The 11,407-nt window shown below is 65.8% G+C and carries 10 protein-coding genes; 7 read left to right on the top strand and 3 right to left on the bottom strand.

Annotation, left to right across the window (positions count from 1 at the left end):
* Positions 1–50: 50 nt before the first annotated feature.
* Genes FHS75_RS12365 through phoB form a run of 6 tightly spaced genes read left to right on the top strand, consistent with a single transcriptional unit; the run spans position 51 to position 5,517 of the window.
* Positions 51–1,097 carry a substrate-binding domain-containing protein gene (locus FHS75_RS12365; protein WP_179407994.1) on the top strand — a complete coding sequence of 349 codons (1,047 nt, stop codon included), beginning with the start codon at positions 51–53 and terminating at the stop codon, positions 1,095–1,097.
* A gap of 19 nt (positions 1,098–1,116) precedes the next feature.
* Entirely contained in the window at positions 1,117–2,484 is a 1,368-nt protein-coding gene (gene pstC, locus FHS75_RS12360) for a phosphate ABC transporter permease subunit PstC (RefSeq protein WP_179407993.1), read from the top strand.
* The gene (gene pstA / locus FHS75_RS12355) at positions 2,477–3,361 is read left to right on the top strand and encodes a phosphate ABC transporter permease PstA (RefSeq protein ID WP_229735586.1); all 885 of its coding nucleotides are present in this window, start codon (positions 2,477–2,479) and stop codon (positions 3,359–3,361) included. The genes pstC and pstA overlap by 8 nt, the downstream gene beginning before the upstream one ends.
* A 3-nt stretch (positions 3,362–3,364) precedes the next feature.
* Positions 3,365–4,123, top strand: a complete 759-nt coding sequence (gene pstB, locus FHS75_RS12350; RefSeq protein ID WP_179407992.1) for a phosphate ABC transporter ATP-binding protein PstB — start codon at positions 3,365–3,367, stop codon at positions 4,121–4,123.
* Between the two features lie 13 nt (positions 4,124–4,136).
* A complete protein-coding gene (gene phoU / locus FHS75_RS12345) occupies positions 4,137–4,856 on the top strand; it encodes a phosphate signaling complex protein PhoU (protein WP_179407991.1) in 720 nt (239 codons plus the stop codon).
* Entirely contained in the window at positions 4,831–5,517 is a 687-nt protein-coding gene (gene phoB / locus FHS75_RS12340) for a phosphate regulon transcriptional regulator PhoB (protein WP_179407990.1), read from the top strand. Before phoU ends, phoB begins: the two co-directional genes overlap by 26 nt.
* A gap of 43 nt (positions 5,518–5,560) precedes the next feature.
* On the opposite strand, the gene FHS75_RS12335 is transcribed toward phoB, so the two are convergent.
* Together FHS75_RS12335 and FHS75_RS12330 are read right to left on the bottom strand one after the other, a co-directional pair.
* On the bottom strand, positions 5,561–6,634 hold the full coding sequence (locus FHS75_RS12335; RefSeq protein ID WP_179407989.1) for a glycosyltransferase family 4 protein: 1,074 nt from the start codon (positions 6,632–6,634) through the stop codon (positions 5,561–5,563).
* Positions 6,631–7,545, bottom strand: a complete 915-nt coding sequence (locus FHS75_RS12330; protein WP_179407988.1) for a UDP-2,3-diacylglucosamine diphosphatase — start codon at positions 7,543–7,545, stop codon at positions 6,631–6,633. Before FHS75_RS12330 ends, FHS75_RS12335 begins: the two co-directional genes overlap by 4 nt.
* Positions 7,546–7,745: 200 nt before the next feature.
* On the opposite strand from FHS75_RS12330, the gene FHS75_RS12325 reads away from it, so the two are divergent.
* Positions 7,746–8,447, top strand: coding sequence for a response regulator transcription factor (locus FHS75_RS12325; RefSeq protein ID WP_179407987.1), 702 nt, complete (start codon positions 7,746–7,748; stop codon positions 8,445–8,447).
* Positions 8,448–8,572: 125 nt separating this feature from the next.
* On the opposite strand, the gene FHS75_RS12320 is transcribed toward FHS75_RS12325, so the two are convergent.
* The gene (locus FHS75_RS12320) at positions 8,573–11,284 is read right to left on the bottom strand and encodes a TonB-dependent receptor domain-containing protein (protein WP_179408132.1); all 2,712 of its coding nucleotides are present in this window, start codon (positions 11,282–11,284) and stop codon (positions 8,573–8,575) included.
* Between the last annotated feature and the right edge of the window lie 123 nt (positions 11,285–11,407).

Genomic DNA, 11,407 nt, shown 5'->3' with positions numbered 1-11,407 from the left:
GTCACAGACTGCCAATAATGCGCCCACAAGCCTACGGGGGTATCCTTTCAATGAAATCCTTTAAGTCTCTGGGCGTTGCCGCGTTGCTGTCGGCCAGCCTTGCGGCGTGCGGCGGTTCGGGCGGCGGCTCGTCCGAAGGTCCGCGCGATTTCGTGCGCGCCGTCGGCTCCTCCACCGTCTATCCTTTCGCGACCGCGGTTGCGGAGCAGGTCGGCAAGCAGGGCGGAAAATCGCCGGTCATCGAATCGACGGGCACCGGCGGCGGCATGAAGCTGTTCTGCGCGGGCATCGGATCGGCGCACCCGGACGTCGAGAATGCCTCTCGCCGGATGAAGCTTTCCGAGTTCGAACAGTGCCAGGCCAACGGCGTCAACGATATCGTCGAGATCCAGATCGGCATCGACGGGATCGCCTTCGGCGAAGCGCAGGGCGGACCCGACATCGAACTCACGCCGCAGCACGTCTACGAGGCGCTGGCCGCCAATCCCTATGGCGAGCCGAACACGGCGAAGAACTGGAACGACGTCGATCCGTCGCTGCCGAACATCCCCATTCTCGTCTACGGCCCGCCGTCGACCTCGGGCACGCGCGACGCGCTCGAGGAACTGATCCTCGCCAAGGGTTGCGATTCCAATCCCGAAATGGTCAGGCTCAAGGAGAGCGACGAGGACCGTCACGAAGCGATCTGCACGCAGATCCGGGAGGACGGTGCCTATGTCGATTCGGGCGAGAACGACAACCTGATCGTCCAGAAGATCTCGCAGAACCCCAGGGCGGTCGGCGTGTTCGGCTTCTCCTTCCTCGAGGAGAACATGGATACGCTGAAGGGCATTCCGATGTCCGGGATCGAGCCGACCTACGAAACGATCTCGGACTTCAGCTATCCGGGCGCGCGTCCGCTCTATATCTACGTCAAGAAGGCGCACATGGGGCCGATCAAGGGTCTCGAGGCGTTCGTTCGCGAATGGCCCAATGCCTGGGGACCGGACGGATACCTCAAGCAGAAGGGCATGGTCATCGCTCCCGAGGACGTTCGCGCGCGCAACGCCGAAGTCATCGCCAACATGACGACGATCTCTGCCGAAGACCTGAAGTGAGGCACGGCGCGCGCCCGGCATGACTTTCGTCCTGATCCTTCTGGTCGCGCTCGGCCTCGTCGGCTGGTTCGTGGCCAGGGGGCGGGCGCGCCTGATGTATACCGGGCGCGGTTCGCTGGCCGCCACGCCCAACTACCACGGCTGGCACATGGCGCTGTGGACGATCGTCCCGGCGCTGGCCGCCTGGGGGGTCTGGCTCTCCATCGAACCGGGCCTGATCGAGAACGCGGTGCTGCAGGATCCGGCAGCGGCGCAGCTTCCCGAATCCCCGATGGAGCGCGCCACCGTCCTGGGCGAAGCGCGCAACCTTGCCAACAACCCCGACGCCGGCTTCTTCAATCCCCTGTCGGTCCAGCTGGCCGAACCGATGCGCGAGGCACAGACCCGCTACGACATCTATGGCGCGATCGTGGTGCTGCTCTTCGGGTTCATCGGCGGGGCCTATGCCTACACGCGGATCAAGGCGGCCTTTCCCGCCCGAACGCGGGTCGAGCGCGGGGTCATGCTCGTGCTGCTCGTCGCCTCGCTCGTCGCTATCCTGACGACCTTTGGCATCGTCGCTTCGCTGGTCTACGAGACCGGGCTGTTTTTCGCCGAGGTCTCCCCGATCGACTTCCTGCTCGGCACGCACTGGTCGCCGGCCAACGCCACCGGGCCGGACATGGGGGACAGCTTCGGAGCGATCCCGCTGTTCTGGGGCACGCTCTACATCGGCGCGGTCATCGCGATGATCGTCGCCATCCCGCTCGGCCTGATGAGCGCGATCTACCTGACCCAGTACGCCGACCTGCGCGTGCGCAAGTGGCTCAAGCCCGCTCTCGAGATCCTCGCGGGCGTGCCGACCGTCGTCTATGGCTATTTCGCCGCGCTGACCGTCGCTCCGATGATCCGCGACCTCGCCGCGTCGGCCGGGTACCAGAACCCCTCGACCGAAAGCGCGCTTGCCGCCGGGCTGGTGATGGGCGTGATGATCATCCCGTTCGTCTCCTCGATGGCGGACGACAGCATCGCGGCGGTGCCGCAGTCGATGCGCGACGGCTCGCTGGCGATGGGCGCGACCCAGTCCGAGACGATCAAGAAGGTGCTGATTCCCGCCGCGCTGCCTGGCATCGTTGCAGGCGTGATGCTGGCGATCAGCCGCGCCATCGGCGAGACGATGATCGTCGTCATGGCCGCGGGCGCTGCCGCCAACCTCTCGGTCGACCCGCTGGAGAGCATGACGACGGTGACCTACCAGATCGTGCAGCTTCTGACCGGCGACCAGGAATTCGACAGCGCCAAGACGCTTTCCGCCTTCGCGCTCGGCCTTGTCCTGTTCGTTGTCACCCTCATCCTCAACATCATCGCGCTGCGCGTCGTGAAGCGGTTCAGGGAAGCCTATGAATAGCGTCTGGGACACGGAGCAGATGGCGCGCCGAATCGCGCGCCGGAACAAGGCGGAAAGGCGTTTTCGCCTGCTCGGCCTCGGCGCGATCGTGCTGTCGCTGTCGTTTCTCGTGCTGCTGCTCGTCATCATGCTGAAGAACGGGCTGGGCGGGCTCGACTGGGAGTTCCTGACGGGTTCGGACTCGACCGACGCGTCGACCGCCGGCATCTGGGGCGCGCTCAAGGGATCGTTGCTGACGATGGCGGTGACGCTGGCTCTGTCGTTCCCGCTCGGCGTGCTCTCGGCGATCTACCTCGAGGAGTTCGCGCCCAAGAACAGGTGGATCGACCTTGTCGAGGTTTCGATCAACAACCTGGCGGCGGTGCCCTCGATCATCTTCGGCCTGCTCGGCCTAGCGGTGTTCATCAATACCTTCGGCCTGCCGCGCTCGGCCCCGCTCGTCGGCGGTCTCACGCTGGCGCTGATGACGATGCCGGTCATCGTCATCTCGGGCCGCAACGCGATCAAGGCGGTGCCGCCCTCGATCCGCGACGCGGCACTCGCCGTGGGGGCGAGCCCGGTGCAGACCGTGTTCCACCACGTGCTTCCGCTGGCGCTGCCCGGCATCCTGACCGGCACGATCATCGGCATGGCGCGCGCGCTTGGCGAGACCGCGCCGCTGCTGATGATCGGCATGCGCGCCTTCATCGCCACTCCGCCCGATGGCATAACCGACCCGGCCAGCGTCCTGCCGATGCAGATATTCCTGTGGTCGGACGAGATCGACCGCGCGTTCGTCCAGAACACGTCGGCGGCGATCATCGTGCTGCTGGTCTTCCTTCTGGCCATGAACGGCCTTGCCATCTATTTGCGCAACAAGTTCGAGGTTCGCTGGTAGGACATGACCGACACTCCCAAAATGAGCGCGCGCAACGTCGACGTGTATTACGGCGCGAAGCAGGCCATCGACGATGTGTCGATCGACATCGACACCGGCCACGTGACCGCCTTCATCGGCCCGTCGGGCTGCGGGAAGTCGACGTTCCTGCGCTCGCTGAACCGGATGAACGACACGATCCCCATCGCGCGGGTGACCGGCGAGATCGACCTCGACGGTGAGGACATCTCGAGGATGGACCCGGTGCAGCTTCGCGCCCGCGTCGGGATGGTCTTCCAGAAGCCCAACCCATTTCCCAAGTCGATCTACGAGAATGTTGCCTACGGCCCGCGTATCCACGGTGTTGCCGCGGGCAAGGCCGAGATGGACGAAATCGTCGAGAAGTCGCTGTCGCGCGCCGGCCTCTGGGAAGAGGTCAGGGACCGCCTTTCGGACGCGGGCACAGCACTTTCGGGCGGCCAGCAGCAGCGGCTGTGCATCGCGCGCGCCATCGCGGTCAGCCCCGAAGTCATCCTGATGGACGAGCCGTGCTCCGCGCTGGACCCGATCGCCACCGCGCGCATCGAGGAACTGATCGACGAGCTAAAGGAGCGTTACGCGATCGTCATCGTCACCCACTCCATGCAGCAGGCGGCGCGCGTGTCCCAGAAGACCGCCTTCTTCCATCTCGGCAAGATGGTCGAGTATGGTGATACGTCGGATCTCTTCACCAATCCGCAGCAAGAGCGGACGAAGGATTACATCACCGGCCGTTACGGCTGAGGGGGACGCGCGAATGGTCGATCATACAGTCAAGTCTTTCGAAAACGAGATCAGTCAGCTTCGCGGCCTCATCGCCGAGATGGGCGGGCTGGCCGAAGTCGCCATCCGCGACGCGGTCGATGCCCTGACCCGCCACGATCACGACCTTGCCCGGCAGGTCGTCAACAACGACGCGCGGATCGACGCGCTCGAGGCCGAGGTCGACAGGCTGGCGGTCAAGATCATCGCCCTGCGCGCGCCGATGGCTGACGACCTGCGCGAGGTCATCGCCGCGCTCAAGATCTCTGGCGTCATCGAGCGCATCGGCGACTATTCGAAGAACATCGCCAAGCGCGTGCGGGAGGTCGAGGGGCGGGCGCGGATCAAGCCGCTGGCGCTGATTCCGGTGATGGCCGAGATCGCGCAGTCGATGGTCCGCGACGTGCTCAATGCCTATGGCGCGCGCGATGCGCTGCTCGCGGTCGAGGTGATCGATCGCGACGAGAAGGTCGACAACCTCTACAACTCGATCTTCCGCAATCTCGTCACCTACATGATGGAAAATCCCGCAACGATCTCCAGCGCGGCGCAACTCCTGTTCGTGGCGCGCAACCTCGAACGTGTGGGCGACCATGCGACGAATGTCGCCGAGATGGTCTACTTCGCCGCCACCGGGGAATATCATCATTCAGATCGCGATATACCCGACACCTACGATGAGGAACCGGATGAACCCCTCGATACTGGTCGTTGAAGACGACAGCGCGCTTTGCGACCTGCTCACCTGGAACCTCAGTGCCGAAGGCTATGAGGTCCGCAGTACCGGTGACGGCGAGGAAGCCCTCGTCATGGTGCGCGAGCAGGAACCCGACGCCATCATCCTCGACTGGATGATCGAGCAGGTTCCCGGCATCGAGGTCTGCCGCCAGATCCGCAAGGACAAGGAAACCGAACGCATCCCGATCCTCATCCTCACCGCCCGCGGCGAGGAGGAAGACCGCATCCGGGGCCTGAAGACCGGGGCGGACGACTACGTGACCAAGCCGTTCTCGACGCGCGAGCTGATGGCGCGGGTCGAGGCGCTGCTGCGCCGCAGCCGCCCGTCGCTGGCGGGCAATTCGCTGCGCTTCGGCGAGATCGAGCTCGACCCGGCATCGCACCGCGTGCGCCGGGCAGGCGAGGCGCTGCACCTCGGCCCCACCGAGTTCCGGCTGCTCACCTATTTCATGGAACGGCCCAACCGCGTCCTTTCGCGCCAGCAGATCCTCGACGGCGTCTGGGGCATGGATTCGGACATCGACGAGCGGACCGTCGATGTCCACATCCGGCGCCTGCGCAAGGCGATCAATCGCCCCGGCGAAGTCGATCCCATCCGCACCGTGCGGGCCGCCGGTTACGCGATGGACGTGTCCTGACGTTCGGATGAGCGCCGGCGGGGCTTTCCCCGCCGGTCGCGCTTCAGGCGGGCTCGAGGACCTGGCCGGCGCGGTGATCGGCCAGTGCGCCCTCGACCGCGTCGAGGAACTGCTCGGTCGCGTTTTCCCAGCTGTACTGCCTGCCCAGCGCCGCCGCCGCATCGCGGTCGAGCGTGAGCGCCGTGCGGATCGAGGTCGCGAGGTCCTCGCCCACCGCTGCGGCGGGCCGTGCCAGCGCACCGTCAGCGCCGCGTCCCCCGGGGCCGAGGATGTCGATCGGACCCGTCACCGGGTAGGCCGCGACGGGCACGCCGCTCGCCAGCGCCTCGATGACCACCAGGCCGAAGGTGTCGGTGAGGCTCGGGAAGACGAAGCAGTCCGCAGTGCGATAGGCCGCCGCCAGCTCCTCGCCAGAGAGCGAGCCGAGGAAATGCACGTCCGGGTACCGCCGGCGCAGTTCGTCGAGCGCGGGACCGTCGCCCACCACGACCTTGCTGCCCTCGACCTCGGCATCGAGGAAAGCCTCGATGTTCTTCTCGGGCGCGACGCGGCCGACGTTGAGCAGGATCGGACGGGGCAGCTTGGCCATCGCCTCGTGCAGGTCGCCGCCGGGACGGAACAGCCAGTGATCGATGCCCCGGCTCCAGCGCCTGGTATGCGCGATGCCGCGCGCGGCCAGTTCCTGCGACAGGCTCTCGGTCGAGACGAGGACTGCCCGGCTCGGCCCGTGGAACCGCCGCATGATCGGCCAGAACCGTTCGGCGCTGATCCCGGTGCGGACACTGGCGTAGTCGGGGAAACGGGTGTGGAAGGCGCTGGTAAAGGGCACGCCGCGCGACAGGCACCAGCCGCGCGCGCTCCAGCCGATGGGGCCTTCGGTGGCGATGTGCACGATGTCGGGCTCGTAGGCGTCGAGCATGCGGCGCAGCCCGAAACGCGGCGCCATCGCCAGCCGTATCGAGGGATAGCCGGGCATCGGCACCGTCAGGAACCGCTGCGGGGTAACCAGCTCGACTTCGTAGCCGCGCCGGTCGAGTTCGGCGACCGTCGCCGAAAGGCTGCGGACGACGCCGTTGACCTGCGGGAACCACGCATCGGTGGCGAGGGCGAGTCTCATTCGGCCGGTTCCTTCAATGCCGCATCCATGGCGGCTTTCTCGACGGCGCGCTGCGCTTCGCTCTCGGCGGTCACCCGGGCCCAGTCGACGATCGTGATCGCGCCGTGCGCATCCTCGACCAGCGCGGTGCAGCTTTCGACCCAGTCGCCGTCGTTGTAATAGGTGATGCCAGCGATCTCGCGGATTTCGGCGCTGTGGATGTGGCCGCAGACGATTCCGTCGAGCCCGCGCGTCACCGCCTCGTGCGCGACGGCTTCCTCGAAGCTGGAGATGAACTGCACCGCGTTCTTGACGCGCTTCTTCATGTAGGCGGAGAGCGACCAGTACGGCATTTTCAGCCGGCGGCGGATCGCGTTGAACCAGATGTTTGAGCGCAGCAGCAGGCCGTAGGCGGCATCGCCCAGGAAGGCGAGCCAGCGCGCGTAGAGCACCACCCCGTCGAAGGCGTCGCCGTGGGTGACCAGCAGCTGCCGTCCGTCCGCGGTCACGTGGACCGATTCTAGCGCGAGTTCGACGCCCCCGAAGGTCATCCCCGCATAGTCGCGCAGCACCTCGTCATGGTTGCCGGCGATGAACACGACGCGCGTGCCGCGGTGGGCCATCTTCAGGATGCGGCGGACGACCTCGTTGTGTGCGTCGGGCCAGTACCAGCCCTTGCGCAACCGCCAGCCGTCGACGATGTCGCCGACGAGGTAGAGCGTCTCGCATTCGATCGATCGCAGGAAATCGACGAGCATCCCGGCGTTGCAGCCGCGCGTGCCGAGGTGGACATCCGATATCCACACCGTCCGGTACTTCCGCTTGGGTCGAAACGACTTGGGTTCCGGAAGGTCGAGCCACTTGGGAAAATCGCTTCCCGATGCGGCCCTGAGGGCCTGTTCGGCCAGTCCGGCGCGGTCCTTGTCGAGCATGGCGCACTCGCTTTTGCCTGTCTCAGGCTCGCGGGTACGGGGCGCGGGTGTCGAACCGATGACAAATTGAAGGCGGTTCGGTGACAACTGTGGATAAGGAGCACGCCTTTGTGCAATGTTTCACGCATCGGTCATCGATCCGTCACCTTTCCGTCATGTACCCGATGCACAAGCGGGCATCACCGGGGACCGGGGCGGCGATGCATCATATCGACATCCTACTGACGAGAGAGCCCGAGGGCGGAATCGCGCCGTTCGAACACGGCGAGATGCAGCTCGTCTTTCACATGTGGGACAGCCTTGCCGAACTTCCGCTGCTCGAAGGATCGCTCTGGGCTTTCGTCGACTGGGTGCTTCCCGACATTTCGGGCCTCGAACTCGTCCGGCGGCTGCGCAGCGACCCGCTGACCGCGCAGGCGCATATCACCATGATCCTCGAGGAGGACGACGCCGAGGACAAGCGCCGAGCGCTCAGGACCGGCGCCGACGATTACATGATCGGCCCGATCGACCGGACGGCGCTCCTCGACCGGGTGCTTTCGGTCAAGGTGCTCGACCGCGAGCCGGGCAGCGCGCTCAAGGCGGTGCGGCATGGCGACCTGACCATCGACCTCGCCGCCTTCCAGGCGCGCTGGCAGGACAAGCCGATCTCGCTCATGCCCAACGAATTCCGCCTCCTGCGCTACTTCGCGGAGCATCCGGGCCGCGTCTTCACCCGGGCACAGTTGATCGCCGCCCTCGGCAAGCAGGAACCGCCGGTGGACGAGCGGACCGTCGATGTCTGGATCGGCCGCCTGCGTCGCGCGCTGCGCTCTGCCGGAGCCGGCAACCCGCTGCGCACCGTGCGCTCGCTCGGCTACGTGTTCGACCAGGTCGCCGAAGCCAGGTCCGACGTCGCCTGAACAGCGAAGGCGGCCGCGGCCTGCCCGGCGCTCTCCGCTACCCATCCCAACAGGAAGGCCCGGCCGCTCCCGAGGAGTGACCGGGCCTCAAGGTGTCTGGGGAGGGCAGGTCCCTCCCGTCCGGGTCAGAACTCGATCGAGGCCGAAGCCGAGAAGGACGTTCCGACGTCGTAGGAGTTGATCTCGATCCGGGTGGTGCCGTTCGACTGGTATTCGAAGTGGTCGCGCCCGGTGATGTTGCGCGCCTCGAACTTCAGCTCGATCGGCTGCCCCATGAAATTGACTTCCTCGCGGGCGACGAAGTCGAGGCGCAGGCCCGGATTCTCGATGATGTCGGGCAGTCCGCTCGTGCCGCGGCTCGTCACGCGCTTGCTGGCGTAGGAGAGCAGGACGGTGAACTGCTGCAGCCGGTCGAGGTCCTCGACGCCGAGCTGCAGGTTGACGATGTGGTCGGACTGGCCGGTGAGCGGGACGCCGTCGATGAAGAAGTCGGTCGCCGGACGCTCGCCGCCGGGGAAGACGAAGGTGGTGTCGCCGTCGCCGACCTTGATCTCGGACTTGGTGTAGGTGTAGTTGGCCACCACTACGAGCCGCTTGGTGTCGAACCAGCCGCCCCAGTCGTAGAGATCGTAGTTGTACTGGAGATCGACCTCCGCACCGTAGAGCGTGGCTTTCGGAGCGTTGGCGAAGCTGGTGATCCGCTCGTTGTCCGAGAAGCTCGAGTACGCCTCGATCGGGTTGTCGATGTCCTTGTAGAAACCAGCCAGGCTGAACTTCTGGCCCGAACCCCAGTAATACTCGATCCGCGCTTCGCCGTTGATCAGTTCCGAATCCTGCAGCAGCGGGTTACCGTTGAACTGCCGGTTGGTGTCGGGATCGTAGTAGGTCTGGAAGATCAGCTCGCGGAACTGGGGCCGCGCGATGGTCTTCGATCCCGAAAGACGCGCCTGGAAGCCGTCGCCGAACTCGACGGTCAGCGTACCGGCGGGCAGGAAGTAGTCGTTGGCAATCTGGGTCGAGCTGGCCGAGTTGATCGGGACCGCGAAGACCTCGACCGGATCGACCGACTGCTTGGCATCCTCGTAGCGAACGCCGAGGTCGACGGTGATCCCGCTGCCCGGCTCGATGCGCACCTGGCCGTAGCCGGCATGGATCTCGAGGTCGGCCTGGAACGCCGGGTCGGCCTGCGTCGTCTCGATCAGGCCGATGTCGTAGTACTCGATGATCGCGTCGCCGAGCAGGTAGAGCGGCATCAGCGAGCCGACGCCGTCCTCGAAGTCGGTCGAGGCGTCGAAGAAGAACTGGCGACGTTCCGAATAGCGGCTGGTGTCGGTATAGGCATAGCCCACCGTCGCGCGCAGCCAGTCGGTCAGCGGGTAGCTGAAGTCGATGCCGCCGTAGTAGAGGTCTTCCTTCAGTTCCGAGAACGTCACGCTCGCGTTGCCGCGCTGGCGATCGAGCACGTTGAGGAAAAGATCGCCGGTCGGGTCGTTCGGGTTGTTCGTGCGAACGTACTCGAACTGGTACTCGTAGGGTGCCTCGCGCTGCGTCTGCGCGTAACCGGCGCGCAGGTCGACGTCGAAATCGCCGAATTCCATCTCGCCCACGAACTGCGTGTCGAGCAGCTGGCGCTCGTACCAGGCGGTGTCCTGGATCTGCTTCGAGCGGTCGTCCTGGAAATCTTCGCCGACCGAAAGCGACGACTGCTTGAGCGTGTCGCGGATGTAGAGGTTGGTCCAGCGGAACTTGTGCTCGCCGATTTCGAGGCCGAAGCCGAGAAGGGCGTTCACCAGGATGCGGTTGTCGGTCAGCACGTTGCGGAAATCGGTGTCGAGGTCGAGGTCGACGTTCGCCGCGGTCTGCTGCGTGACGAAGCGATTGCGCCACTTGTTGCTGACCGATGCCGTCGCGATCACGCCGAGGCGACCGTCGCCCACGTCGAACGCGGTGCCCGCCGTGATCGAGGCCGACCAGTTCGGCGGCAGATTCGGGATCTTCTGCATCACGACGAGTTGCGGGTTGATGAGGTCCTTGGCGATCGCCTGCTGGTCGACGCCGAGGTCCGACATGCGTGCGCCGCTGTCGAGGAACGCCTGCAGCGCGGGCGGCACGTCGCGGGTGCCGTCGTCGAAGCCCAGGAAATCGAGCTCCGAACCGTAGTAGGCCAGGCCGTCGCCACCCGTCGTCTCGGTGTCGCCGCTGATCCCGGCGCTGATCTTGACGAACGATTCCTCCGGAACCGCGCGGGTGGTGAGGTTGATCACGCCGCCGCCGAATTCGCCGGGGAAGTTGGCCGAGTAGGTCTTCTGGACCAGCGAGGACGCGACGATGTTCGTCGGGAAGATGTCGAGCGGGACCACGCGGCTGAGCGGCTGCGGCGATGGCAGCGGAAGGCCGTTGAGCAGCGCGAGCGAATAGCGGTCGCCGAGGCCGCGGACATAGACGAAGCCGTTGCCCTGCACCGAAAGGCCGGTGACGCGGCCGAGCGCGCCCGCGATGTCGCCTTCGCCGGTACGGGCGATCTGCTCGTTGGTCAGGACCGAGATGACCTGCGTCGAGGAGCGGGTCACGTCGCGGATGCGCCGGCCGGTGACGATGATGTCGCCGCCGCCGCCCGGGATCGAGATGTCGGGCTCCTCGTAGGTGTCCTCGACGGGCTCGTTGTCGACGCCCTGGACCTGGTCGACGAGGTTCTCGTCGGCGTTGGGATCGGTCGGGGCACTGCCCTCTGCACCGGTGTTCGGCGCTCCGACGGAACCCTGGGCGATGGCCGCCCCCGGGAACGTCAGCGCGGTGGTGAGCAGGAGCAGCCCTGCCAGCTGCTTTCCAGTGGACATGCCAGTGGACATGAAAGTGACCCCCTAAAGTTTCAGGTCCGAAAACGACCCGGCCGTTTCGCCGGCGGAAAAACGAGAGGGGAGGGCCAGCACGCGGCCGGCGCCTCCCCCCGAATTTACTGT

The sequence above is a fragment of the Novosphingobium marinum genome (assembly GCF_013408095.1).
GTDB lineage: Bacteria > Pseudomonadota > Alphaproteobacteria > Sphingomonadales > Sphingomonadaceae > Novosphingobium > Novosphingobium marinum.
Note: the sequence above shows the minus strand (reverse complement) of the source record. Positions and strands in the feature narration are given on the sequence as shown.